This is a genomic window from Chryseobacterium tongliaonense (assembly GCF_041224435.1).
Lineage (GTDB): Bacteria > Bacteroidota > Bacteroidia > Flavobacteriales > Weeksellaceae > Chryseobacterium > Chryseobacterium tongliaoense.
The window spans coordinates 17,257-42,394 of the sequence record NZ_JBGFFD010000016.1 but is presented as its reverse complement, the minus strand read 5'-3'; the positions used below and the strand labels follow the sequence as shown (position 1 = coordinate 42,394).

Here is a 25,138-nt window from a genome sequence, read left to right as displayed (position 1 = left end):
AATCTTTTAATCTTTTAATCTTTTAATCTTTTAATCTTTTAATCTTTTAATCTTTTAATCTTTTAATCTTTTAATCTTTTAATAATCTAAAAGACTCCTATCTTTGCACCATGAAATCATTGAAAGTCGTTTTTTTAGGGACTCCCGAGTTTGCAAAAACCTCACTGGAAGCCGTTCATCAATCACATCATGAAGTAGTAGGCGTTGTAACCGTTGCTGATAAGGCGAGCGGACGTGGCCAGAAAATAAATCAGTCTCCTGTAAAAGTATTTGCCGTAGAACATAACCTTCCTGTTTTTCAACCCGAGAAACTCAGAGATCCTGAATTTTTAGAAGAGCTTAGAAAGCTGGACGCCGATGTTTTCATTGTAGTCGCATTCAGAATGATGCCTAAAATCCTTTTTGAGATGCCTAAAATGGGAACATTCAACCTTCACGCATCTTTACTTCCCGACTACAGGGGAGCTGCTCCGATTAATTATGCAGTGATCAATGGAGAAGAAAAAACAGGTGCAACGACTTTCTTTATTAACGAGAAAATAGATGAAGGGAATATTCTGCTTCAGGAAGAGCTGGAAATTTTACCCGATGAAAATGCAGGAAGCCTTCATGACAGGCTCATGGAAATGGGTTCAAAATTAGTCGTAAAAACACTTGACGGGCTTGCAGAAAATTCCATTCAGGAAAAACCTCAGCCACAGGTTGAACACCCTAAAAATGCGTATAAAATATTTAAAGAAGATACCCGGATAGACTGGACAAAAAGTTCAAAGGAAGTCCATCAGTTTATTCTTGGAATGTCTCCCTATCCTGCAGCTTTCACTACTTTGAAAATAGGTGAAGAAGAAAAAGGATTGAAAATATTCGGTGGAAAATTTGAAATTTCAGATCATGCCCAAACAGCAGGCACTTTAGAAATTTCAAAAAATGATTTTAAAATCTATACGAAGGACGGAATCTATTTTCCTTTAGAATTACAATTGGAAGGAAAAAAAAGAATGAATATCAAAGATTTTCTGAATGGATTTAGAAATTTCGACGAAATAAAAATGGCCTGATCAAATCAGGCCATTTTTATTTCGTCGAAGTGAATGGTCAATTGTGAATTCATTTCATTATCAATTCTTAGTATTACAAAAATTCATCTGCAAGCAAACTGACCATTCACTATTCACATTTTATAATTGAACCATCTCGGTCACTTCCACATCATATCCACCAACCTGAGGTTTGATGTTCGGGTTTTGAGTGATCACTTTAAATTTATTGATTCCAAGATTCTTTAAAATCTGAGTTCCGATCCCATAATCCCTGTAATTATAAGCCAAAGTGGGATGTCTTTCCTGTCCGTCCTGATAATTCAGGAACTGCTGTAATTTTCTCAATGTATTTTCAGAATTGGAAACATTATTAATGAAAATAACGACTCCTTTTCCTTCTTCATTGATCATATTGGTTACTTTCTCTAATAAAGGCTTTTCACCGTTATTTAATCTTGTCAGAACATCAAAATAAGAATCCGAAGACTGTACCCTCACCAAAACAGGCTCATCAACAGTCCATGTTCCTTTTACCAGTGCAAAATGGATTTGTTCATTAGAAGTCTCTCTGAAAGCGTAAAAATCAAATTCACCGTAATAAGTTTTCACTTTTCTTTCTTCAAGCCTGTCGATAAGGTTTCCTTTTTTAAGCTGATAATGAATCAGGTCTTCAATGGAAACAATCTTCATATCGTGTTTCTGGGCAAAGGCATACAAATCCGGCAAACGGGACATTGTACCATCTTCATTCATGATTTCACAAATCACTCCACCTTCTTTTAATCCTGCCAAATGCGTAAGGTCAATAGCAGCTTCCGTATGGCCGGCTCTTTTTAAAACGCCTCCTTTTTTAGCACGAAGCGGGAAAATATGTCCCGGTCTCATAAAATCGGTAGGTTTTGATTTTTCATCCATCAAAGCACGAATCGTTTTGGCTCTGTCTCCTGCAGAAATACCTGTAGAAGTACCATTTCCAAGAAGGTCTACAGAAACGGTAAAAGCTGTTTCTTTAGGATCACTGCTTCTGCTTACCATGATATCAAGGCCAAGCTCATCACATCTTTTTTCAGGAAGCGGCATACAGATCAGCCCTCTTCCGTGAACAGCCATAAAATTGATAAGCTCAGGAGTGGTTAATTCAGCTGCACAAAGAAAATCACCTTCGTTTTCTCTGTCTTCATCATCTACTACTATGATTATTTTACCATTTTTAAGGTCTTCAATAGCCTCAGGAATAGTATTTAATTTAATATCAGACATTTTTTACTTTAAATTTTTGCAAAGATACTCATAAAAATAAGCATCTGCCAATTAATATAAACGGTTTATTGTGCACTGAACAAGGAGTCTGCAGCCTTTCTGATGATATCATAAGAATCCAGTCTTTTCTGATGATCGTAAATGTGAGAATTAATGATCAGTTCATCCACATTAAATCTTTCCTGGAAGCTTTTTAGCTTCTCTTCAATCTCAGACTGATCTCCGATAAAACTGTATCTCAGTTTTTGTAAAACAGCAGCTTTTTCCATCGGTGACCAGATATCATCCATATCATCTACAGGTGGTGCGAAAGGTTTTCTGTCATTCCTTACAATATTAATAAATGCCTGGAACAACGTCGTGGAAAGTTTGTGGGCTTCTTCTGAAGTTTCGGCTGCAATTGCGTTGACACAAGCCAGAATATAAGGTTGTGCCAGTTGTTTTGAAGGTTCAAAATGTTCCCTGTAAATATTGAAAGCCAATTCCATTTGTTCAGGTGCAAAATGTCCCGCAAAAGCATAAGGTAAACCAAGCTCTGCAGCTAACCATGCACTGTCTGTACTTGATCCCAAGATATAAAGTGGAATATCCAGTCCTTCACCGGGAATCGCACGTACTAAAGCATCCGAATTTTCTTTAGAAAAATATTTTTGAAGCTCAAGGATCTGTCTTGGAAACTGTTCATTAATGATAGCAGGATTCCTTCCTAGCGCCTGAGCCGTCAAACCATCTGTTCCGGGAGCACGTCCTAATCCCAGATCAATTCTTCCCGGAAAAAGGGATTCCAACGTTCCGAATTGCTCGGCTACAATTAAAGAGCTGTGATTCGGAAGCATAATTCCACCGGAACCGACTCTTATTTTTTTTGTTCCGTTGGCGATAAAACCGATCAGTACGGAGGTTGCAGAACTGGCGATACTTTCCATATTATGGTGCTCCGCAAGCCAGAATCTTTTATAATTTAAATTTTCAGTATGGTTTGCTAAAGATAAACTGTCCTGAAAGCTATCGTGAATCGTCTTTCCTTGTTTTACAGGGGCAAGATCCAACACCGATATTTCAAAATTTTTCATATTTTAAATTTTAGGTTTAAAACCAAACAAATGTAAGACTAATAAATCGCATTAGTTACTTTTTGTAATTGATAAGTCTGATAAGTGTTGTGGGGAAAAAACTATTAAAAAAATTTTAATCTTCCTTATTTTTTTTGTAGACCGAATTATACTTTATTTGCAAATCAAACAAAACTATATTTTCCTAGAAAATAATATTTAAAATGAAAAAAATTTACCTGCTTATTATTTCATTTCTTTTAATCGGCTGTTCATTTAATCAGACTTTTTCAAACAGAGAATCTGATAAGAATGACGCAGAAAAAATATCAAAGAAATTCTATTGGGAATTGAGATACGGAGCTAATTATGATCAAATCTACAGTCTGTTTAGTGATAAATTTTTTGAAGTAACTCCTAAGGAAATGCTTGACAAAATGAATACCGTTTCTCAAACTGAGGTAGGTCCGATTATAGAATATAATCTTGTGAAATGGGAAACTTTTGTTGCCAAAGGAACCAACCCGCGAAGTGAATATGTACTGATCTATGATGTTAAAAGAGGAATGGGTATAACACAGGAGACCTTTTCAATGAGAAAAGAAAATGGTGTCATTAAAATTGTCGGCTATAGAATCAATCAGGATTTATTGAATAAATAGAAGTAAAAAGCTTTTGATAATTGATTTTCCAATTAACTATTAAAAGCTTTTTTCAAAACATCAGTTCCCTTTATTTTTCTTATAATTATAATGGTTAATCAAAATCCTGATTTCATTAAATTCAAATTCATTGGGTAATGCAGCCTTCCATTCCGAAAGGGTTTCGTGCGGATTTTTATTGAATTCCAATTCAAAAGCTTTGATCTTATCCGAAGTAATCACTCTTGAAATATCCAGCAATCCCTGTTCTGCAAATTTGGCCAGATGCCCGATTACTGTTTCCTTCACCAATCCTCTTTCCAGTGCAATTTCAGCAATGGTTTTTCCCTGTTCAAATAACTGGAAGGTAAGAACCTGTGACGGAACTTTAGCAACTTTCATACTGACTTCCTTATCGTTCTTCTCATCTAAAAGCTTAGTTTCCAAAAGATGAATATCTTTTAAGCTGTTCAGGTATTCTTCGATATCTTCCAGCCAGACTCTAAATTCTTCGTTGTATTGCTTTAAACCTTTCGTTCCTTTTATTTCTGAATAAAATTCCTTCAAGGGATTAAAAACCTTATCCCTGATTCCGGTAAAGAAGAAATTAACAGCTCCTTTTGCTTTGCTTTCAATCTCAGACCATTCTTCCTGGTTACTGATAAACAGGGTCACTTTCTGAAATAAAATCTTTTCCAGCTTTTCAAATATTTTACCCAATTGGGTCACCTCGTGCTTTAACTGGATATAAAGCTGATGGGTTTTAACGGTGTCAATACTTTTTGTAGTGACTGAAAGTTTATTCCATTCTTCCACTTCATGCAAAAACCATCTTGAATCAAGTGTGCGAAGTACCTTTCTGATACTGTAATCGTATTTCTCCTGGTTTAAAATTGTTTCAACATTATCGTTCGCAATAGTAGCTCCCTGGAACTGCAAGATCCTGTTGTCTTTAAAAATAACTTCAGGTGTAATTTTAGATTTCAGAACAATCCCTTCCAGTGTACGGCAACGCGATAATGCGACATATACCTGACCGGCTGTAAAACTTTTCCCGGCATCAATGATCACTTTATCAAACGTAAGTCCCTGACTTTTATGAATTGTAACTGCCCAGGCCAGTTTTATCGGAAACTGCTCGAAACTTCCCAATACCTCTTCTTTAATGTTTTTATCGGTATCAAGGAAATATTTTTTCTGCTCCCAGACTTCTCTTTTTACAACGATTTCCCTTTCGCTTCCGTCGAGAACAACCCTGATTTCATTTTCATCCAGCGCTACAATCTCACCCAATTTTCCGTTGAAATATTTTTTCTCCGGAGAAATATCATTCCGGATAAACATAATCTGAGCTCCTATTTTTAATTCTAAAAACTGCTCGTTCGGAAATTGGTTTTCTTTAAATTCTCCAAATAGCTTAGCTTCGTAGGTTGCAGGATCAACTTTTATTTCTGCCAGTTTCTCCTGGTTGATCTCATCCGCCATTTTATTGTGTGAACACAGGTAAACGTAAGATTCTGTTCCCGTTTCAAAATCGGGATCATACCTTTCATTAAGATGATCAAAATCGATGTTGGCAACATCTCCATCCCGGATTGCATTCAAAATATCCAGGAATTCTTCATCAGACTGTCTGTATACTTTTGTCAGCTCGATCGTAATAATCGGAATGTCTTTTATCGCAAGACTGTCAAAAAAGAAAGGTGACTGATAGCATAATTTTAAAATATGCTCATCTCTTACCACCGGCGGAAGCTGGTACAGATCACCAATGAATAACATCTGAGCTCCACCGAACCGTTGATTGTTCCTTCTGATAAACCGTAAAGAAAAATCCATCATATCCAGTACATCGGCTCTCAGCATGGAAACCTCATCAATGATGATGACCTCAACTTCTCTTAAAAGTTTGAGTTTATCTTTTCTGTATTTGAAATGCGGCATCAGATCGGCAATATTATTTGCCAAACTTCCGTCTATACGGTCTGTGGTCGGTAAAAAAGTTCTTAACGGCAATCCAAACATGGAATGAATGGTAACTCCGCCTGCATTAATCGCTGCAATCCCGGTAGGAGCCAGTACGATATGTTTCTTTCTTGTTTTCTTTACAAAATCATTCAGGAAAGTTGTTTTACCTGTTCCTGCCTTTCCTGTAAGAAAAACACTTCTGTTGGTATGCTCTATTAAGTCAAAAAAATGATTGTTCATCGCTGTCAAAATTACGGAAATCAATCTAAAAATTTTTATCTTGGCATAAGTTTTGAAAATTATTGAAAAGAAAAAAAGTTTATATGAAATATTTACGCTTACAGATTCCGGTTTTTGCATTATGTACTGCATTTGCATTGGTTTCCTGTAATACGACAAAAAACGTCAATACCAATTTACCCAAAGACATCTCCGAAAGACCTGTTGATGAAAATAGCCAGAAATATGATGAGACTCAATTGGAAAAACTGAGATCTGAAATCGAAAAGGAGATCGCCCAGGAAACCTGTACCAATCCTGATGACTGGAAAACGTCACCAATGGGATCAAAAGCCTGTGGCGGACCTAAAACCTATATTGCTTATCCTAAGAAACTGGAAACTACAATTCTTCCGAAAATAGAAGATTATAATAGTAAAGAAGCAGAATTTAACAAGAAATATTCTATTGTTTCGGACTGCGCAATGATCGCGGAACCTACAGGAATAAAATGTAATGACGGAAAAGCAGAAGTTACTTATCCCTGATCATAAATACACATTCTAAACTCAAAGGAGTTTATCACTAAGGAAAAACAAAATCTCCCTCTGCTGAGAAGGAGATTTTTTTATGTCAAGAGCTGAGATTGTCAATCATGAATAGGTCAATCGTGAAGGTGAATAGTTAATGGTGAATTTGCTTCGCAAGTGAATCGTCAATTATCCAGTAATTAAAACTTCCACAAACTTCTAACTCATAACTCATAATTCATAATTCATAACTTTTAACCTCTAGTTTCTATCCTTTATACCACGAAGAGTATTTCACATAATTATCAGCAATTCTGTTGACTTCTCCTTCCAGTAACTGGGAATTGATATCTTTGATTTTCCTTGCAGGAACGCCGCCCCAAACCTCACCGGATTTGATATGAGTTCCCTGGGTAACGACCGAACCGGCACCAACGATTGAGTTTTCTTCTACCAGGCAGTCATCCATTACAATTGCCCCCATACCGATCAGTACATTATCCTGAATCGTACACCCGTGAACGATTGCATTATGCCCGATGGAAACATTATTTCCAATCACCAGAGGATATTTTTCGTACGTACAGTGGAGCATGACATTATCCTGAACATTCACCTTATCTCCCATTCTGATATAATTAACATCGCCTCTTATCACTGCATTATACCAAATGCTGCAATCTTTTCCCATGGTAACATCACCAATGATCGTTGCCGTTTCTGCCAAAAAAGTATTTTCACCGATTTGCGGTGTTTTCCCTAAAAGTTCTCTTACAAGTGCCATATTTTTTAATTTGAGAATTTGAAAATGAGTTAATTTGAAAATTAAATCCTGCCTTCACCATTTTAAATTACAGTGATAGCGAAAATCTAACTCGTTATCTCTAACTTCTAACTTCTAATGCGTATTTTTGTATCTCAAATTTAACGAAAAAATGCGTACGATTCTTATAGAACCAACAGAAAACCCAAAAGTGATGAAATTTGTAGCGGATTATAATTTGATTCCGGGATCTTTAGAGTTGGACAGAAATTCAGATATCTCGGAAATTCCTATTGCCCAGGAACTTTTCAATTACCCTTTTGTAGAAAGGATTTTTATTACTGCCAATTTTGTAGCGGTTGCCAAGCAGGACACTATGGAATGGGAACATGTAGCTGAAAGCCTGAAAAATGTAATTGAGGACGAACTTCTTGCGAATCCGAGAATTTATCTTCAGAAGAAAAAGGAAATGTATCAGATTTATGCTGAGATGACGCCTAATCCTAATGTAATGAAATTTGTTTCCAATAAATTATTACTGGAAGGTTTCGTGGAGGTAAAATCAAGAGATGAAGCAGAAGGAGTTCCTTTGGCACAGGCTATTTTTAAAGAGTTTGATTTTGCTAAGGAGGTTTTTATTTCCGATAATTTTGTGGCGGTAACCAGAGATAATTCTGTGGAATGGCATCAGGTGATGATGGCTGTTCGTGCTTTGATCGCCGAATATTTACAAAACGGTGGTGAAATTTCAAATATTGAAGCCCAGAAGCATGAAAATCCTGTGGAAAAGATCATTAACAGGGAATATACGGATGATGAACAAAAAATCTCCGATATCCTGAATGAATATGTTGCTCCGGCAGTAGAAAATGATGGAGGAAAAATCTCTTTAATGGAATACGACCAGGAACATAAAACAGCAAAAATGCTTTTACAGGGAGCATGCTCAGGATGCCCAAGCTCTACAGCTACTTTAAAAAACGGAATTGAAAACATTTTAAAACAGTTCGTTCCGGATCTGGTAGAGAAAGTGGAGGCAGTTAACGGATAATCGACGGTTATTAATTTAAAAAGAAAATTTTGCAGAACGAATCCCGAAATTCAAAAAAAGGAATTTTATTAGTCAATCTCGGATCACCAAGATCTACAGCCGTAAATGATGTAAAGGAATATCTGGATGAGTTCCTGATGGATGAAAGGGTAATTGATTACCGGTGGATCTTCCGCGCACTTCTGGTACGTGGGATTATTTTAAATACCAGACCTGCAAAATCTGCGGAAGCCTATAAAACGGTATGGACAGATCAGGGATCACCATTAATCGTCATCACCGAAAAAATTCAGCAAAAACTTCAGAAGCTTGTGGATGTTCCCGTAGAAATCGGAATGAGGTATGCACAGCCAAGCATTGAAGCCGGAATTCAGAAACTGGTTGACAAAGGTGTTTCTGAGATCGTCCTGTTTCCATTGTATCCGCAATATGCGATGAGTACGACTGAAACAGTGATTGAGCAGGCTGAAGAGGTAAGGAAAAAGAAGTTTCCGGATATCAAGATTAATTATATACAACCGTTCTACGACAGAGAGATCTACATCAATTGCCTTGCAGAAAGCATTAAAGAAAAGCTTCCTGAAAATTTTGATGCTTTACAGTTCTCTTTCCACGGAGTTCCCGAAAGACATATTTATAAAACCGATCCCTCAAAAACCTGCAAAATTGATGATGCAAATTGTATCAACAGCAAAGTAGATACTCATAATGCCTATTGCTACAGACATCAGTGTTATAAAACCACAGAATCTGTCATTGCAAAAATGGGCTTACCGAAAGAAAAAACAATCGTTTCTTTCCAGTCAAGATTAGGAAAAGATAAATGGATTGAGCCTTATACTGATGAAACTCTGGAAACGATTCCTAAAAAAGGAGTCAAAAACCTGGCTATTGTATGTCCTGCTTTCGTTTCAGATTGTCTGGAAACATTAGAAGAGATCTCTGTTGAAGGGAAAGAGCAATTCTTACATGGCGGTGGAGAAAACTTCCATTACATTCCTTGTTTAAATGATGAAGACCGATGGATTGAAGTGGTAAAAACCTTATGTGAGGAAAAATTGAACGACTTCTATCTGGTTTAATCAAAACATATATATATATCGGCCTTCATTTTACGATGAAGGCTTTTTTATGTATTGAAATGAATTTTCATTACAGAGAATCTCCAACTCTTTAAAATAAATAAATTCAAGACACACCCCTTAATTTACACCTATAAAACCAAAATAAATACAATAAAATAACAATAACCCCTATTATTTTAAAAATAAAACTCAAAAATTAATTATTTTTCATAACTTTACCCCATCAAAAAACATTATTAACCTTAAAAAATAATAATGATGAGTACTACCGTCGAAATTTTAAAACGTAAGATTGAAAATTTTACTCCTGAGTTACTGGAGTCTTTTGCAAGAATAGTAGAAAGTTTCGAAATTCAGAATCAATCTTCTATTCCACAGTTTCAGCTTGATGAAGTTTTGTACAGAATTCAGTTCCATACGGAGAATCCAAAGACAAGGCTTGATTTTTATGAAAACATTTCTGAGCTGAAAAAGAGTTTTGCATGATGAAAGTATTTCTGTCCTCCATTGCAAAAAATGACATAAGGTTACTGATGAGGGTTTTCAATGCGGAAAAAGAAAATAAGGGAATCGATTTCCTCGACGACCTTAAAAAATCTGTCAGTCAGATCCTGGAAAATCCGGAGATGCAGGAAATAAAACTCGGGCAGATGGCTATGCAGAATTTTCCGGTTCACATTCATTATATCGTTGAAAATAATGAAAGCCTACTGGTAACTGCAATTTTTAAAGAATTAAGCTGAATTTAGTATTAAGTTCAGAGTTTAAGGCTTAGACTATTATTATATATTAAGTTGCCTTTGTGCAACAACAAACCTTATAGGTTTCTTAAACCTATAAGGTTTTAAATTTACATTTCTTATAAGCTTTTCTAATAACTGCTCTATTTTACAGGTGTCCTGAATTCCCCATATCCCATAAGACCATCATAATTTCTTCCGAATGGTGCATAATACAGGAACGCCTGATACAGGTTTTCAGTCTGCCAGAAATTTCCGTTGATTTCTCCGAAATTCAGAGCTCCGTTGCTTTCTTTTGTTGCGAGGATATAATTATAGAAACCCTGCTTTAAAAATATTTTAGCTACATATTGTTTGTTGGCAGCGTCATATTGCATCTGGTTTTCTTTGGATGCTTTGAAATTATTAAATCCGCCCAGTACATAAATTTCTTTATCCAGAGGATCGGAATCTAATGAAAAATATACCCACGAATAATCGGCTTCCCTTTCCGCATTTCTTTCAAGACCAAGATCATTCCTTCTGTAATACCACGCACCGTTTACATCGGGCTGATACTGATAATTTAAAGGATATGCCCAAACCGCATGCAGATAGGTCTGGTTTATTCCGTCTTTTATTTCCGTCGCACGAACCATATCCGCTGCCATATCCATATTTTTATTGTCGAAGTAATAAAATTCATTATTCCCGGGAAACGTAAGATTCATTTGCTGGAAAAGCAATTTATTTCCTAATGTGGTACTTGCCTTCAGATTATTAACCGCAACATTGAAATTATTATTCTGCATTACGTTTAAACTCATTGAATTTACATTGGAAGACAAATCCCCGGTTTTGGAAACAGCCTGCACTTCTACTCTCTGATTTACATTCGGATTTTTTGAATCTGCTATTCTTGAAACATTTAAAGCCAGCGTAGCATTGTCTTCTACCAGGAAAAACCTTTTTTTGAAAAGCGGCTTATCAGCTGAATCTTTATAGACGATCAGCTCAAAATTCCCGGAAATCTTAGGCTGCATTTTCTCATTCGGAAACGTTAAGGTATAATGAGTATAGGCCTGCAAAGTGTTAAACGAATACTGGAATTTATCCAGCAGACCGTTTAAGCTTCCATTCGCAAATTCCGTAAAGAAAAGATTATCATCATTCCAGTTTCTGTCATAATGTTTTAAGGTGTACCTGTAAATCTCGCTGGAATTGGTAAGATCGTCAAAACTCAGCACCAGGGTCTGGTTAAAATTGATCACCGGTGTCTCATCATTGGTCTGAGGATTGAATAGCTGTATACTTTGGATGTTTTGCCCAAAAACCAATCCGCTTAAAGAAAGTAAAAATATTCGCAAAGTTTTCATTATGACGAAGATAACGAAAAATCGTCATTTTCTTTATAATATCGTATTTTTGATAAAAAAATATTCTCCATATGCTTCAGATACAAGGCTTCGTATTCAATTTTGCAAGCGAAAATACCTACATCCTTTATAACGAAAATAAAAATGCCTGGCTGATCGATCCGGGAAATATGAACGGACAGGAAACTCAGGCCATTCATAACTTTATCACTGAAAACGGGTTAAAAATTCAGAAAATTCTTTTGACTCATGCCCATATTGATCATGTTTTTGGTTTGCAGTGGGCTTTCGATACCTTTAAAGTACCTGTGACTATGCACAAAGAAGACCAGGAAGTTCTGGATATGCTGCAGGCAAGCGGAATCAGATTCGGGATGAATATTAGTCCTGTAAAAGTTGATATTGAATATATTAATGAAGGTGACGAGCTTGATCTTGACGGTGAAAAATTCAGAATTTATCATGTTCCGGGACATTCTCCGGGAAGTGTCGTGTACCATAATGAAAATCAGAAGTTCATGATTTCAGGAGATGTGCTTTTTGAAGGAAGCATCGGAAGAACAGATCTGTATAAAGGAAACTACGAACAGCTTATCGATGGGATCAAAACAAAGCTTTTTATTCTGGATGATGAGACCCAGGTTTTCTCAGGACACGGGAATCCTACTACGATCGGATTTGAAAAACAGTATAATCCTTTTCTTAATTAGTTGAGAGGTCAGAGTTGACAGTTGAAAGGTTAATTGAGGTGGATGTTATTGGCTGATTTTTATTTCATGAAGATCTAAATAATAAAACATACTTATTTGATATTTATCCATTCCTTAACTGAAATTCCTTTGAAGAACAGATTAAGCATTTAAATAAAACAAAACCGTCAGAAAAAGATCCGACGGTTTTTGTTTGTTATCAAGAAATTTGTGTTTAGAAATCCAGAGTGATTGATCCTCTTACGGTGGCTCCCATAATCGGCCTTGCCATTCTGATATCTCCGGTTCCTGTTAATGGTGATCTTGGATCTCCTTCAGTAATCCCGATTGTATTGAAGATATTCGTTCCGTCAATGGCAAACCGGATTTTTCCTAACTGATAGGAAGTTCCTGCACCGAATTCACTGAATGAAGGCAAAGTATTGTTATCTTTATTCGCTTCATCCTGGAAACGTTTACCATAGTAGTTATAGCTTATGTATGCCCGCCATTGTTTGGTAATATTTACGGCAGGTGAAATATTAAAATAGAATTTCGGGATTCTTCTTACCTGGTTGCCGTCATAATCAAATGTGCTTCCGTCTGCATTGGTACCGGTGAAGTTTTTATATTTCGGATTCTGGAAAGTTCCGTTGAAGGTCACTTCAAGCAAGTTGTTGAATACCCTTGCAAAACCTTCAATTTCTACCCCAAGGTTTGTGGTGTTGGCAAATTTATTTTCTGAAGTTCCGTCAGAGAATACATCGGTAAACGAAAGATTTTTCAATGTGGAATAAAAAGGAATCACCCCGATATCAAAAGTACGTGTATAATATTTGTATCCGATTTCCAGCTGGTTGGTAGATACCGGTTCTATTTTATTTAAACTCCCGATATTGTTATAGTATGCTTCTTCGTTCGGAGATCTGAAACCATGAGAAAATCGTGCATACACTGCATTTTCCTTATTGATTTTATAGTTTGATGCTACAGTATAAGATACTTTATCCACATCATAATTCCAGTAGGTGTACCGGTTTCCAAGCACTGCCATATTATCATCTGCCGTGGTCGTTGCAAAGCTGTGTGTCCCGTCTGTAGTCAATCCTGAATTATCAAGATTGGAGGTTGTGGTATTTACGGCATATCCTTTATAGAAATCACGGCTGTAGCGGATTCCGCCATTGAAGCTTAAATCTTCAGTGATATTATAATCTAAATTCAGATACACATCATTCAAGCTCCCCTGAATTTGGGAATCTCTTATTAAGAAAGACATATCTGTCACTCCGTTGTAGGTTTTAGAATATCCGACATCTGTCGGGTTAAGAGAAGTATCTACAAGATTCAGCAATTGAGGGCGGTCGGTAGCCGTAGTAAGAATATTACTCCAGTTCCAGTACTGATGGGATTTCCAATTAGATTTATAGAAACCTGCCGTCACATTTCCTTTATCAAATTTATAATTGAACTGTAAGTCATTCACAAAATTATTCATTTGCTTATCAATGGCCCAGAAACCTAATTTCTGTACATACTGAGGATTTACCAGTGCTCCGCTACCGACTAAAGAATAACGGTAATTACTTCCGGTTATTCCATTGGCATTGGCAAAATCTGCAGCAAGCTGAGGTCCGCCTGCCGGGAATATGCCCGTATAATTCATATTGATATCGGTATATCTTGTTTTATTTAACACGGAGAAATTATTTCCAAGATCATATTTGAATTCGGCACCTAAAACATCAACTTTCGGATGAATCCCGTCTTCTAAATTCCGGTTGAAAAACCCGCCTCCCACTTGTGGAATATTCAGCTGACTGATCGTTCTGTAGCTGTATGTCCCGTAATTGGCATCAAAACCCGGAAACTCTTTTAAATCATTTCCGTTCTGTATCAAAGGAATCGGAAGGTAGAATGTATTTCTGTCATCCAGTTTTTTGTAGTATACTTTTGCATAGCCTTTATCGAAGACATATTTCAGATTCATTCTGATTTGTCCGCCATTATTCGCTTTAAAACCTGTTTTTCTGATTCCACTGTCTGTTCTGTAAAACCCGCCCACATTGAAAAATAATTTATCCTGAATCAGGGCTCCTCCAACATTCAGATCAGTCCGCATCAATCCGTAAGTACTGGTTTCCAACTTGGCTGTTCCTCTGAAATCATTCGTCCCTTCTCTTGTAATAAAGTTGATCAGACCACCCGGAGAATTATTCGCATAAATAGATCCCGAGCCTCCTCTCAAAGCTTCAAGCCTGTTCACTGAATTATCTACACGGAAAAAATTATCTGCATTGGCAAACTGTAAGGCTCCGTCTTCAAAAACCGGAAGGCCATCTTCCTGAACCTGTACAAATTCATAGGCTCCCGCAGAAGGAATTCCTCTTGCAAAAAGGTTGTTTCCCACTTCCCCACCTGAAGTTTCCACCGCAAACCCCGGAACTCTCTGCAATAATGCTGCAGCACTTATCGGATTCTGCTTCTGGATTTCTTTGGCACTGAATGTAGAAATTGCCGTACTTGATTCTATTTTCTTTTTAGGATTTGAGTTTCCGGTAATAACTACCTGGTCAATCGATGCCATTCTTGTGGAATCCTGAACGGTTTCCTGGGCATACGCATTATTGAAATAAAGCGTTGCAATGCCGGCAATTAAGAAGATTGATTTACTTTTCATAGCTGTATGATTTTAATTTTGTTTAAGTTTTAAATAGACTCCGTTTGTCCATCCAAATCCATCCTGATTCGGGTATTCTCCTCCTCCGGCAATCGTTGCGGTATCTACAGCATTATATTTCTCCATTAATTTACCGGTATTGTGATAGACTCTCTCGACATTAGAGCACCAGTTATTTTTTATTTCATCTGCCAGTTGGGTGAATCCGTAGTTTTTCATTGCCACAAACCCAAGCCATTGGTAAGGTGCCCAGGCATTGGGCAGGTCCCATTGCTGTCCCGATTCTTTTGTAGTGGTTACCAGACCGCCTTTATACAGGAATTTTTCGGCAATGGTTTCAGATACGGCTCTTGCCTGTTCCTGATCGGCCAAACCAAGGAATAAAGGGTAAAGAGCAGCAATATGTTCAGAAGGTGTGTTTTTGTGTTTTTTTGTGTGATAATCTTTATAAATTCCGGTATTTTCATCCCAAAAATAAGTGTTGATTATCTGTTTTCTGGTTGCTGCTCTTTGGGTATAATAATTTTCTTTATCTGAAAGATTTAGAAGTGCTGATGATTTTGCCAATGTTTTTTCGAGATGCCATAAAAGACAGTTCAAATCTACCTCAGCAAGGTTCAGTGTTTCTATCGTCTGTATTGTATTTCCGTTGGCAAACCACCGGGAAGAAAAATCCCAGCCCGATTCGCATGCACTTCTTATATTCCTGTAAAACTCTTCTCCGGAAGCATTTTCGCTGTCTTCGATATCAATTAAATAACTTTCCGGGCGAGGTGTATTTTCCGCATCATAATAGCGGTTCAGGATATCCCCGTGTTGAGTTTTAACAACTCTTTTTGTACAGGAACCGTTCTCCAGCTCTTTTTCGCCATCCATCCAGAATGCATATTCTTTTTCCAAAGTATCATGATACCTGCTGTACACTTCTTCATCATTTGTGGTTTCAAAAAGCAGATCAAGCATTAAAGAAAAATAAGGTGGCTGTGAACGGCTCAGGAAATGTGTCCTGCTGGCATTCGGCACAAATCCTACATTCTGAATAAGGTAAGAACAGTTCTCAACAATATTCTCCATCATCTCCGTTCTTCCTGAAACCTGTAATCCAATCATAATAAAATAGCTGTCCCAATAGAAAAACTCATTGAAGCGTCCGCCGGGAACCACATAAGGTTTCGGAAGTTTCAAAAGTGTTCCTTTTTCTTCATAAGCAGTACGGGTAAGCTCATCCCAGAGTTTTTCGATATGCTCCTGTATGGGCAACTGATCTTCTCTCTGAATTGATATTTTCGCTCCTAAAAAATCAAAATTTGAAAGCACGAAATCTTTTAAGTCAAAATCCTTTTCATGTTTTTCCTTTTCATACTTCCCATTAATCTCGGATATGGAAAATAAAGGCACCGCATCTGTCATCATTTTCTGATCTTCAAAAATTTCTGATCTTTGAACATCATCAAAAAGGGCCTGAATGTCCTTGATATAAAGCTGTGTATTCATTTATTTTTTAGGATTTATTTTTAATTTATTCATGATAACTGCCGATATAACCAATAAGGAAAGCGGGATCAGCGAAAGATAAAACGCTCTCTGACCACTGAATTCCTGGAATACAAAACCAGTGATAATCGAACCTATCGTTCCGCCGATGGCTGAAAAAACTACGATGAGCCCAGACATGGCACTATGCAGATATTTCGGTATCGAAGCCAGGATCACTGAATTGATACTCGGATAAATAGGAGCCAGTAATCCACCCATCAATGGAAATAAATAGACTACAAGCGGAGCATTCAGCCAGCCGGTATTTCCATCAATGCGGGTATTATGCGTTAAAGGCAATACCAATAAAATACTGACAGCAAATCCCACAACACAGAAGGAAACCACATAAATCCAGCTGAATTTTTTGGAGAAAAAACCGGATAAAAACCTGCCCAGGGCAAAAGCACCCGCCAGAACTGCTCCGGCCTGAATACTCATAGAAGTCGGTACCTTCAGTATTTCCTTGTAAAAAGTCGGGGTCCAGGTTTGAAAGCTTTGTTCTACCAACACAAAAAGGAATGCACACAATAAAAAGAACAGTACTTTTTTATAGCTGAATAAGCTTACACTGTTTTTAAGGTCGCCCAACAGATCGGTTTTCTCACTTCTGGCTTCTTTTTCATTCAGTTTCGAAAAGAAAAGAAAGAGGAAAGATAATGAGGAAAGTCCGCCCAATACCCAATAAACATTTAGCCAATGGGTAGACTTCGGATTATGATCATCGATAAATAAACTGAACAATACATTTCCTGCCAGTACCCCAATCATAAAAAAACCTTCTAAAAATCCCATAAAGCTGGAGTGCTCTTTATCTGTTTTGGTAACCAGCCCAATAGAGGTAAAAACTGAAATTTTTATCAGCGCGAATGAAACTCCTACAATGGCAAACAATAATTTAAAAAACCAGAAATCATTTGAAAAAGGCATCACAAAGCACATACAGCTTACCAGAAACAACGCAATCAGCATTGAATTTTTGATTCCTATCTTCGGTAAAAATGAGGCTAAAATAAACGAACAGATTGCAATCGGAAGATCTTTGAATCCTTCCAGAACGCTTGCTGATGATTTTGAAATTCCGAAATTCTGCTGCACCTGAAGAATAACCGTTCCTACAGAATTGAGCAGAATCGCAAAAACAAAATAGTTTAAAAATAAGATTGCCCGGATGTTGAAATTTCTCATTAACAATTTCTTTGCGGCTAAGATAGAAGCATTTAGCTTAACGTTAATTTAACACAGTAAATCAATATTTGAACTATATTAATATAATTATTATTTTTAGAGCAGAAATATTGTTAATTGAATGAAAGTTAGTTTTGAAAGGGTAATTGCCGATGAAAAGAGCTCTTTTCGTACCTTACATAATGATGCCCCTATTTCGGAATTCAAATGGGAGTACCATTACCATCCGGAAATTGAGCTGGTATGTATTGTTTCCGGGAGCGGAACCAGACATGTAGGTTATCATAAAAGTAATTATTCTGATGGTGACCTGGTGCTTATCGGTTCGAATATTCCCCATTCCGGATTCGGTCTCAACTCGATTGATCCGCATGAAGAGATTGTATTGCAGTTCAAAGAAGAAATCCTGCAGTTTCCTCAGGAAGAAGTGGAGGCAAGATCTATTAAAAACCTTCTTGAATTATCCAAATATGGTATTCTATTTAGTACAGCTACTAAAAAAGCATTGCTCCCAAAATTAAGAAAGATGTTGGAATATGAAGGTTACAAAAGATATCTTCTGCTTCTGGAAGTTATTTTTGACCTTTCCACACGTAAAGATTACAGGCTTCTTAATAATGAGATTATGCCTTACACGATTATTTCTAAAAATAAGACGCGGCTTGAAAATATTTTCACTTACGTAGAAAACCATTATGAGAAGGATATTAATATAGAAGATGTGGCTCAGCTGGCTAATCTTACCTTACCTGCGTTTTGCAATTTCTTCAAGAAAGCCACTCAGATTACGTTTACTGAATTTGTCAACCGGTACCGCATCAATAAAGCCTGTTTATTAATGGCTCAGGATAAGGCGATCTCGGAATGCAGTTACAGCTGTGGTTTTAATAATGTGACTTATTTTAACCGGATGTTTAAAAAGTATACGGAGAAAACTCCTTCGGAGTTTATTAAGAATTTCTCACATAATAAGGTGAGTGTGTAGATTTTGAAATTTTAGCTGAGGTTAGCTTTAATGCTTGATATTTCCAATACTTATTTATGTTAAAATATTCTACTGATTGGGTGGCAATTGGTCAAAAAAACAAGTACAAACACTTGTGTATGTTTATACTCTCGCAGATTGAGCAGATCTGGCAGATGTTTGCGTTATAAAAATCTATGTAATCAGGAAGCTATAAGAAAAAAATAAACTGTCTAAAAAAATTAAACAGCTTATTTATATCAGCAGGCAAAGGCTATCAACTGATAACCTTCAACTCTCAATGTATTGATATTATTTCCATTTGATATTGCAGCCCATGCTTGGTCTCTGGATTTCTTCCTGAGGTTCTCCCAACAAAAGGTTTTCAAAAGCAATGATCAGATCTTCACCGGTCACATCTTTATTGTTTCCAGGTCTTGAATCATCCATCTGGCCTCTGTAAATAAGGTCAAGCTTTTCATCAAAGAAATAAAAATCCGGTGTACATGCAGCATCATAAGCTTTTGCAACCGCCTGGCTTTCATCATACAGATAAGGGAAATCAAAATTTCTTTCAATCTGGAATTCAATCATTTTTTCCGGAGCATCTGCAGGATATTTTTCAACATCATTCGCGTTGATCGCAATAAATTCTATTCCTTTTTCCTGGTAATCTTCGTAAAGCTCATTAAGCTTATCAATCACGTGAAGTACAAACGGACAGTGGTTACACATAAAAATAACCAGAGTTCCTTTTTCTCCTTTCAGATCATCCAATGACTGAATTTCGTTAGTTTTCGACGGGTTAGGAAGCTCAAAAAACGGAGCTTTTGTTCCTAATGCCAACATATTGGAGGGCGTATTCATATCCTTTATTTTCTTTATCAGCAAAGATAAAACTTCTTTTATGACTGGCAATTCAGGTTGTTATAAAGTTGAGTTAAATGTTAAAGTTTAAATATTATTTGGAAGATATTAGTTAATCTTTGTAGTTTTGCTAACACTGTTAGTAAAAAAATATCATGGGTTTACATGAACGACGTCAAAGAGAAAAGGAATCCATCCGTGCAAATATCTTGCAGGCGGCTTTTACTTTGGCTAAAACAGACGGCTGGGCTTCACTTTCTATACGTAAAATAGCAGATGCTATTGAGTATAGTGCTCCTGTAGTTTATGATTATTTTGAAAACAAAGAAGCTATTTTATATGAAATTTCATTAAATGGTTTCCATTGTTTACATATAGAATTACTGAAAGCTCAGAAAAAGCATGACACTCCGGAAGAGCAGTTGATTGCAATTGTGGATACTTACTGGAAGTTTGCTTTTAAGAATAAAGAATATTACCAGCTGATGTTTGGTTTGGGAATGCAATGCAGCGGTAAAGGATTAATGAAAGAAGAATTTTCATCTTTTCAGGACCTGATTTATGATTGTACCTACGAAATTATCAAGAAAAACGGATCAAATCCGGACAATGCCTGTCATATGTCTCATGCTTTGTTTTCGGCAGTACATGGTTTAATTTCTATTATGATGATGCGAAATGATGATATCCCTTCTACCATGAATAAAACAACTTTAGACGAAACGGTTTCTGCCTTTGTTAAATCTTTGTAAATTTTTTTTGAACCTGAAATTAACACCGTTAGGAAAAATAACATAGAATATATTAAAAATATTCAACAAAAAAACAAATAAAAACAAGAATCTGATCACAAAATAAGATCGTAATTTCTTAAGATTTCATTCTTTATCATTAACACTGTTAGAAAAAATAACACACACCTCATTTTATATATACCTAAACCAACATTTAAAAACATTAACTATTATGAAAATGATCATGTAACCATTTATTACAAATTCTATAATTTTTTTTGAACTAATCATTAACACTGTTAGAAAAATTAACGGAATTTATTCAAAAACAACATTTACTTAATTCAACACTTCATTAAAAAATTAAACTTAAAATGAAAATACCTGGAAAAACAAGGATTATTGTACTGATCTCAAGTATTATCCTTTTACAGAACTGCAGTAAGGCCGCGGAAGGTTCCAACCAAGCCCCTCCTGCGCCAGAATTGCCGGTTTACACCGTGATTACCTCTCCAGCTACGACATATCAGGAATTTCCGACTGCATTAGAAGGGAAAAACAATGTAGAAATACGATCTCAGGTAGACGGATATTTAGATAGAATTTATGTGGAAGAAGGCGCCTATGTAAGAGCCGGACAACCTTTATTCAAAATAGATTCAAGAGCATATGGTGAACAGATGAATATGGCTCAGGCCAATTTACAGGCGGCCAATGCCAATATTCAGAAAGCTAAAGTGGAAGTTGACAGACTTCAGCCGTTGGTTGCTGCAAAAGTGGTTTCTGATGTACAGCTGAAAACAGCAAAAGCCAATTATGCAGCCGCTGTAGCATCTGCAGCACAGGCAAAAGCTTCTGTAGGTGGCGCTAAGATCAACGTAGGATTTACAACCATTACAGCTCCTGTAAGCGGCTATATAGGAAGAATCCCTTATAAAAAAGGAAGCCTGATCTCAAGAACAGATCCCAACCCGTTGACCTTGTTATCAGACATCAGCGAGATATATGCCTATTTCTCATTAAGCGAACTGGATTTTATTGCTTTTCAGAAAAAATATCCCGGAGCGACTCTAAATGAGAAACTGAAAAACATGCCGATGGTAGACCTGGTAATCGCAGACAACAGCATTTATCCTGAAAAAGGTAAAATGAGTATTGTAGACGGGCAGTTTGATAAAACTACCGGAGCCATCAGCGTTCGTGCGGTTTTCCCAAATGCAAACGGAGCATTGAGAACCGGAAATACAGGAAGAGTGCGTATGCCTCAGCTTCTGACCAATATGCTGGTTATTCCGCAGGAATCTACTTTTGAGATTCAGGATAAAACTTATGTATATGTTCTAGGAAAGGATAAAAAAGTAACCAGCAAACCGGTAACTATTTCCGGAAAAACAGACAGCTATTACTTCATTTCTGATGGACTTTCTGTAGGTGACAAGATTGTATACACAGGCCTTGGAAGCTTGAAAGACGGCGCTTCAATACAACCGAAAGCGATCTCTTCTGACAGCTTATTCAAGTCAAAACCTTTGTAACCCTCTTTTCAGATACAGAAGACTTAAAAAAATAAACTTCTTATGTTAAAACAATTTATAGAAAGACCGGTACTCTCTACGGTCATATCCATCATACTCTTATTATTGGGGGCACTTTCGGTTTTCAATCTTCCGATTACGCTGTTTCCGGATATCGCGCCACCAAGTGTTCAGGTGACGGCATTCTATCCCGGAGCCAACGCAGAAGTAGTAGCCCGTTCGGTAGCAACCCCGATTGAGGAAGCGGTGAATGGTGTTGAGAACATGACCTACATGACCTCAAACTCAAGTAACGACGGTACGATGACCCTGAGCGTATTTTTCAAACAGGGTTCAGACGCCGATAACGCAGCCGTAAACGTACAAAACCGTGTATCGAAAGCAATGAGCCAGCTTCCTCAGGAAGTGGTACAGGCCGGTATTTCAACCCAGAAAGTACAGAATAGTTTCATCATGTTTATGGGACTGTACAGTGAAGATCCGAAACAATATGACGAGCTTTTCTTACAAAACTACCTTAAGATCAATGTAATTCCTCAGATACAGCGTATTCCGGGGGTTGCACAGGCTCAGGTTTTCGGAACAAGAGATTATTCAATGCGTATCTGGCTGAAACCGGATCGTCTGGCAGCTAACAATCTTTCGCCGCAGGAAGTATTGAATGCCATTAAAGATCACAACCTTGAAGCTGCTCCGGGTCGTCTTGGACAGGGAAGTAAGGAAACGTACGAATATATCCTTAAATATAAAGGAAAGCTGAATAAGAATGCTGACTATGAAAATATTGCCATTAAAGCCAACAATGACGGATCATTCCTTAGACTGAAGGATGTGGCAAGAGTAGAATTCGGTTCTTATACTTATACAGCTGCCAACAGAGTTGACGGAAAGCCGGTAGCCGGTTTTGCAATCTTACAGACAGCCAACTCCAACGCGAATGAAATTTTAACTGAAATTGAAAAACAGGTTGATGAGTTTTCGACTACCCTGCCAAAAGGGGTAAAACCGATCATCATGTATAATTCCAAAGACTTCCTTGATGCTTCTATTCATCAGGTGGTAGAAACTTTGGTGATTGCCTTCATCCTGGTGTTTATTGTGGTATATATTTTCCTTCAGGATTTCAGATCTACCCTGATCCCGGCAATTGCAGTTCCTGTAGCCATTATCGGTACTTTTTTCTTCCTGCAATTGTTTGGGTTCAGTATCAACATGCTTACCTTGTTTGCCCTGATCCTGGCCATCGGTATTGTGGTGGATGATGCCATCGTGGTGGTAGAAGCCGTCCACTCAAAAATGGAGCATACGGGAATGCCCGTAGAGCAGGCCACGACCAACTCAATGAGTGAAATCTCGGGAGCTATTATTTCCATTACATTGGTAATGTGTGCGGTATTTATTCCGGTAGGCTTTATGCAGGGTCCTGCAGGGGTTTTCTACAGACAGTTTGCCTTTACTTTGGTAATCGCGATTTTGATTTCAGCGGTAAACGCATTAACATTAAGCCCGGCTTTATGTGCGCTTTTCCTTAATGATCCTCAGGGAGAACACGGAGAGCACAGCCATGAAAAGAAAGGATTTGGAGCTAAATTTTTCAATGCATTCAATGCCAGCTTCAATAATATGACCAGAAAATACATCTACAGCCTTAAGTTTTTAATCAAAAACAAATGGGTCGCTGTAGGAGGTTTGGCTTTATTAATCGCAGCGAGTGTAATCCTTATCAAAAAAGCACCGTCAGGATTTATTCCTACGGAAGATCAGGGATTCGTTTTATATGCAGTGAATACTCCTCCGGGAAGTTCATTGGAAAGAACCCACAGAGCTACCGAACAGATTGATAAAATTGTAAACGGAGAGAAAGCAACCGGCCATTTATGGGTGGCAGACGGATTGAACTTCATCAGTAACGCCAACGCTTCTCCTTATTCTGCAGGATTTATTAAGCTGAAAGATTATGACCAACGCGGTGACCTTAAAGATCCTGACCAGATTGCAGCACAATTAACAGGAAAAGTAGGTGCCGTAAAAGATGCGAGTGCCTTCTTCTTCAACTTCCCTACCATTCAGGGGTTTGGTAACGTGAGTGGTTTTGAATTTATGTTGCAGGATAAGACCAACGGTTCTTTTGAACAATTGGGAACAACAACGCAGGCATTTATCGGTGAATTGATGAAACGTCCGGAAATTGCTTTTGCATTCACAACCTATGCAGCAGGGAATCCACAGTACACCATTGAAGTGGATGCAGATAAAGCCAATCAGTTGGGAGTTTCTGTTACAGAATTGATGCAGACCATGCAGATTTACTACGGTAGTAGCTTCGTTTCAGATTTCAACAGATTCGGAAAATATTACAGGGTAATGGCCCAGGCTGATATTCCTTACCGTACAGATGTGAATTCTTTAGAAGGTATTTATGTTAAAAATAACCAGGCCGAAATGGTTCCTGTAAAGACTTTAGTGACTTTGAAAAGATCATTCGGACCGGAAACCGTAACAAGAAATAACCTCTTCAACGCAGTAACCATCAACGGAACACCAAAACCGGGATACAGTACCGGTGATGCCATCAAAGCAGTGGAAGAAGTGGCTAAACAATCCCTTCCAAGAGGATACGGATATGAATGGACCGGAATTACCCGTGAGGAAATCAAAACAGGAGGTCAGACCGCATTTATCTTCATGTTAAGTATTTTATTTGTGTACTTCTTACTGGCTGCCCAATATGAAAGTTATATCCTTCCGTTTGCGATTATCCTTACTGTTCCTACAGGGATATTCGGGGTATTTGCCTTCACAGGTTTAGCGGGAATTGATAATAACATTTATGTACAGGTAGGACTGATCATGCTCGTGGGATTATTGGCGAAGAATGCCATCCTTATTGTAGAGTTTGCCGTTCAGAGAAGAAATTCAGGAAAAACATTGATCGAATCTGCACTTCAGGCTTCAAGATTACGTTTGAGACCAATTTTGATGACCTCATTTGCCTTCATTATCGGTATGCTTCCGTTGGTTTGGACGCAGGGAGCCTCTGCAAAAGGTAACCACTCTATCGGGATCAGTACAGTAGGTGGAATGTTGACAGGTGTTTTATTCGGGATCTTCATTATTCCTGTTATGTTTGTCATCTTCCAGTATCTGCATGAAAAAATGCCGAGCAAAAAAAAGAAAAGACTTCAGAAAAAAAATCAGGAGCAAGCTTTAACAACTGCTCAATAAAAGTCTATTGAAATGA

General features: G+C 37.4%; 21 protein-coding genes. 12 read left to right on the top strand and 9 right to left on the bottom strand.

Translation table 11 applies throughout. The features are described 5' to 3' along the window. The first annotated feature begins 110 nt into the window (after positions 1–110). On the top strand, positions 111–1,058 hold the full coding sequence (gene fmt, locus AB8P06_RS20180; RefSeq protein WP_369844380.1) for a methionyl-tRNA formyltransferase: 948 nt from the start codon (positions 111–113) through the stop codon (positions 1,056–1,058). 120 nt (positions 1,059–1,178) lie between these two features. Here the strand turns inward: fmt and ribB are convergent, their stop codons facing one another. Next, on the bottom strand, positions 1,179–2,300 hold the full coding sequence (gene ribB / locus AB8P06_RS20175; RefSeq protein ID WP_369844378.1) for a 3,4-dihydroxy-2-butanone-4-phosphate synthase: 1,122 nt from the start codon (positions 2,298–2,300) through the stop codon (positions 1,179–1,181). A gap of 65 nt (positions 2,301–2,365) precedes the next feature. Continuing rightward, entirely contained in the window at positions 2,366–3,373 is a 1,008-nt protein-coding gene (locus AB8P06_RS20170) for an LLM class flavin-dependent oxidoreductase (protein WP_369844376.1), read from the bottom strand. Positions 3,374–3,576: 203 nt separating this feature from the next. On the opposite strand from AB8P06_RS20170, the gene AB8P06_RS20165 reads away from it, so the two are divergent. Continuing rightward, on the top strand, positions 3,577–4,014 hold the full coding sequence (locus AB8P06_RS20165) for a hypothetical protein (protein WP_369844374.1): 438 nt from the start codon (positions 3,577–3,579) through the stop codon (positions 4,012–4,014). A gap of 60 nt (positions 4,015–4,074) precedes the next feature. Here the strand turns inward: AB8P06_RS20165 and AB8P06_RS20160 are convergent, their stop codons facing one another. Next, positions 4,075–6,201: a helix-turn-helix domain-containing protein gene (locus AB8P06_RS20160; protein WP_369844373.1), complete on the bottom strand. Its 2,127-nt coding sequence runs from the start codon at positions 6,199–6,201 to the stop codon at positions 4,075–4,077. Positions 6,202–6,284: 83 nt separating this feature from the next. Between AB8P06_RS20160 and AB8P06_RS20155 the strand changes: the two genes are divergently transcribed. Next, positions 6,285–6,728 carry a hypothetical protein gene (locus AB8P06_RS20155; RefSeq protein ID WP_369844372.1) on the top strand — a complete coding sequence of 148 codons (444 nt, stop codon included), beginning with the start codon at positions 6,285–6,287 and terminating at the stop codon, positions 6,726–6,728. Positions 6,729–6,978: 250 nt separating this feature from the next. Here the strand turns inward: AB8P06_RS20155 and AB8P06_RS20150 are convergent, their stop codons facing one another. After that, complete coding sequence (locus AB8P06_RS20150) at positions 6,979–7,494, bottom strand: gamma carbonic anhydrase family protein (RefSeq protein WP_369844371.1); 516 nt, start codon at positions 7,492–7,494, stop codon at positions 6,979–6,981. A 151-nt stretch (positions 7,495–7,645) separates the two neighbouring features. Here AB8P06_RS20150 and AB8P06_RS20145 point away from each other — a divergent pair, with 151 nt between their 5' ends. The 4 genes from AB8P06_RS20145 to AB8P06_RS20130 all read left to right on the top strand — a co-directional run bounded on the left by AB8P06_RS20145 (position 7,646) and on the right by AB8P06_RS20130 (position 10,352). Next, positions 7,646–8,524: a NifU family protein gene (locus AB8P06_RS20145; RefSeq protein ID WP_369844370.1), complete on the top strand. Its 879-nt coding sequence runs from the start codon at positions 7,646–7,648 to the stop codon at positions 8,522–8,524. 29 nt (positions 8,525–8,553) lie between these two features. After that, entirely contained in the window at positions 8,554–9,606 is a 1,053-nt protein-coding gene (hemH, locus tag AB8P06_RS20140) for a ferrochelatase (protein WP_369844368.1), read from the top strand. Between the two features lie 258 nt (positions 9,607–9,864). Continuing rightward, positions 9,865–10,095 (top strand): hypothetical protein, encoded by a 231-nt coding sequence (locus AB8P06_RS20135; RefSeq protein ID WP_369844366.1) that lies wholly within the window; start codon positions 9,865–9,867, stop codon positions 10,093–10,095. Then, positions 10,092–10,352: a hypothetical protein gene (locus AB8P06_RS20130; protein ID WP_369844364.1), complete on the top strand. Its 261-nt coding sequence runs from the start codon at positions 10,092–10,094 to the stop codon at positions 10,350–10,352. Before AB8P06_RS20135 ends, AB8P06_RS20130 begins: the two co-directional genes overlap by 4 nt. Before the next feature lie 140 nt (positions 10,353–10,492). Here AB8P06_RS20130 and AB8P06_RS20125 read toward each other — a convergent pair whose 3' ends face one another. After that, the gene (locus tag AB8P06_RS20125) at positions 10,493–11,704 is read right to left on the bottom strand and encodes a type IX secretion system plug protein (protein ID WP_369844362.1); all 1,212 of its coding nucleotides are present in this window, start codon (positions 11,702–11,704) and stop codon (positions 10,493–10,495) included. Positions 11,705–11,775: 71 nt separating this feature from the next. On the opposite strand from AB8P06_RS20125, the gene AB8P06_RS20120 reads away from it, so the two are divergent. Further along, a complete protein-coding gene (locus AB8P06_RS20120) occupies positions 11,776–12,414 on the top strand; it encodes an MBL fold metallo-hydrolase (protein WP_369844360.1) in 639 nt (212 codons plus the stop codon). A 214-nt stretch (positions 12,415–12,628) separates the two neighbouring features. On the opposite strand, the gene AB8P06_RS20115 is transcribed toward AB8P06_RS20120, so the two are convergent. From AB8P06_RS20115 to AB8P06_RS20105, 3 genes are read right to left on the bottom strand one after another with little or no spacing between them, the layout of a single operon-like run. Next, the gene (locus tag AB8P06_RS20115; protein ID WP_369844358.1) at positions 12,629–15,073 is read right to left on the bottom strand and encodes a TonB-dependent receptor; all 2,445 of its coding nucleotides are present in this window, start codon (positions 15,071–15,073) and stop codon (positions 12,629–12,631) included. Between the two features lie 12 nt (positions 15,074–15,085). Next, positions 15,086–16,567, bottom strand: coding sequence for a trehalase family glycosidase (locus tag AB8P06_RS20110; RefSeq protein WP_369844356.1), 1,482 nt, complete (start codon positions 16,565–16,567; stop codon positions 15,086–15,088). After that, the gene (locus tag AB8P06_RS20105; RefSeq protein WP_369844355.1) at positions 16,568–17,797 is read right to left on the bottom strand and encodes an MFS transporter; all 1,230 of its coding nucleotides are present in this window, start codon (positions 17,795–17,797) and stop codon (positions 16,568–16,570) included. It lies immediately after the preceding gene. A 121-nt stretch (positions 17,798–17,918) separates the two neighbouring features. Here AB8P06_RS20105 and AB8P06_RS20100 point away from each other — a divergent pair, with 121 nt between their 5' ends. Continuing rightward, a complete protein-coding gene (locus AB8P06_RS20100; protein WP_369844353.1) occupies positions 17,919–18,782 on the top strand; it encodes an AraC family transcriptional regulator in 864 nt (287 codons plus the stop codon). 291 nt (positions 18,783–19,073) lie between these two features. Here AB8P06_RS20100 and AB8P06_RS20095 read toward each other — a convergent pair whose 3' ends face one another. Beyond that, entirely contained in the window at positions 19,074–19,628 is a 555-nt protein-coding gene (locus AB8P06_RS20095; protein WP_369844351.1) for a thioredoxin family protein, read from the bottom strand. 155 nt (positions 19,629–19,783) lie between these two features. Here AB8P06_RS20095 and AB8P06_RS20090 point away from each other — a divergent pair, with 155 nt between their 5' ends. The 3 genes from AB8P06_RS20090 to AB8P06_RS20080 all read left to right on the top strand — a co-directional run bounded on the left by AB8P06_RS20090 (position 19,784) and on the right by AB8P06_RS20080 (position 25,122). Beyond that, a complete protein-coding gene (locus AB8P06_RS20090; protein WP_369844349.1) occupies positions 19,784–20,380 on the top strand; it encodes a TetR/AcrR family transcriptional regulator in 597 nt (198 codons plus the stop codon). A 356-nt stretch (positions 20,381–20,736) separates the two neighbouring features. Then, complete coding sequence (locus tag AB8P06_RS20085) at positions 20,737–21,897, top strand: efflux RND transporter periplasmic adaptor subunit (RefSeq protein ID WP_369844347.1); 1,161 nt, start codon at positions 20,737–20,739, stop codon at positions 21,895–21,897. 42 nt (positions 21,898–21,939) lie between these two features. Further along, a complete protein-coding gene (locus AB8P06_RS20080) occupies positions 21,940–25,122 on the top strand; it encodes an efflux RND transporter permease subunit (RefSeq protein ID WP_369844345.1) in 3,183 nt (1,060 codons plus the stop codon). Positions 25,123–25,138 lie beyond the last annotated feature (16 nt).

Excerpts from the sequence above, each read along its gene's own strand:
- AB8P06_RS20105 (WP_369844355.1), bottom strand. The coding sequence starts at position 17,797 with ATGAGAAATTTCAACATCCGGGCAATCTTATTTTTAAACTATTTTGTT.
- AB8P06_RS20085 (WP_369844347.1), top strand. The coding sequence starts at position 20,737 with ATGAAAATACCTGGAAAAACAAGGATTATTGTACTGATCTCAAGTATT.
- AB8P06_RS20125 (WP_369844362.1), bottom strand. The coding sequence starts at position 11,704 with ATGAAAACTTTGCGAATATTTTTACTTTCTTTAAGCGGATTGGTTTTT.
- fmt (WP_369844380.1), top strand. The coding sequence starts at position 111 with ATGAAATCATTGAAAGTCGTTTTTTTAGGGACTCCCGAGTTTGCAAAA.
- AB8P06_RS20165 (WP_369844374.1), top strand. The coding sequence starts at position 3,577 with ATGAAAAAAATTTACCTGCTTATTATTTCATTTCTTTTAATCGGCTGT.
- AB8P06_RS20090 (WP_369844349.1), top strand. The coding sequence starts at position 19,784 with ATGGGTTTACATGAACGACGTCAAAGAGAAAAGGAATCCATCCGTGCA.
- AB8P06_RS20115 (WP_369844358.1), bottom strand. The coding sequence starts at position 15,073 with ATGAAAAGTAAATCAATCTTCTTAATTGCCGGCATTGCAACGCTTTAT.
- AB8P06_RS20145 (WP_369844370.1), top strand. The coding sequence starts at position 7,646 with ATGCGTACGATTCTTATAGAACCAACAGAAAACCCAAAAGTGATGAAA.
- AB8P06_RS20150 (WP_369844371.1), bottom strand. The coding sequence starts at position 7,494 with ATGGCACTTGTAAGAGAACTTTTAGGGAAAACACCGCAAATCGGTGAA.
- AB8P06_RS20160 (WP_369844373.1), bottom strand. The coding sequence starts at position 6,201 with ATGAACAATCATTTTTTTGACTTAATAGAGCATACCAACAGAAGTGTT.
- AB8P06_RS20135 (WP_369844366.1), top strand. The coding sequence starts at position 9,865 with ATGATGAGTACTACCGTCGAAATTTTAAAACGTAAGATTGAAAATTTT.
- AB8P06_RS20130 (WP_369844364.1), top strand. The coding sequence starts at position 10,092 with ATGATGAAAGTATTTCTGTCCTCCATTGCAAAAAATGACATAAGGTTA.
- AB8P06_RS20170 (WP_369844376.1), bottom strand. The coding sequence starts at position 3,373 with ATGAAAAATTTTGAAATATCGGTGTTGGATCTTGCCCCTGTAAAACAA.
- AB8P06_RS20100 (WP_369844353.1), top strand. The coding sequence starts at position 17,919 with ATGAAAGTTAGTTTTGAAAGGGTAATTGCCGATGAAAAGAGCTCTTTT.
- AB8P06_RS20155 (WP_369844372.1), top strand. The coding sequence starts at position 6,285 with ATGAAATATTTACGCTTACAGATTCCGGTTTTTGCATTATGTACTGCA.
- AB8P06_RS20110 (WP_369844356.1), bottom strand. The coding sequence starts at position 16,567 with ATGAATACACAGCTTTATATCAAGGACATTCAGGCCCTTTTTGATGAT.
- AB8P06_RS20120 (WP_369844360.1), top strand. The coding sequence starts at position 11,776 with ATGCTTCAGATACAAGGCTTCGTATTCAATTTTGCAAGCGAAAATACC.
- AB8P06_RS20095 (WP_369844351.1), bottom strand. The coding sequence starts at position 19,628 with ATGAATACGCCCTCCAATATGTTGGCATTAGGAACAAAAGCTCCGTTT.
- ribB (WP_369844378.1), bottom strand. The coding sequence starts at position 2,300 with ATGTCTGATATTAAATTAAATACTATTCCTGAGGCTATTGAAGACCTT.
- AB8P06_RS20080 (WP_369844345.1), top strand. The coding sequence starts at position 21,940 with ATGTTAAAACAATTTATAGAAAGACCGGTACTCTCTACGGTCATATCC.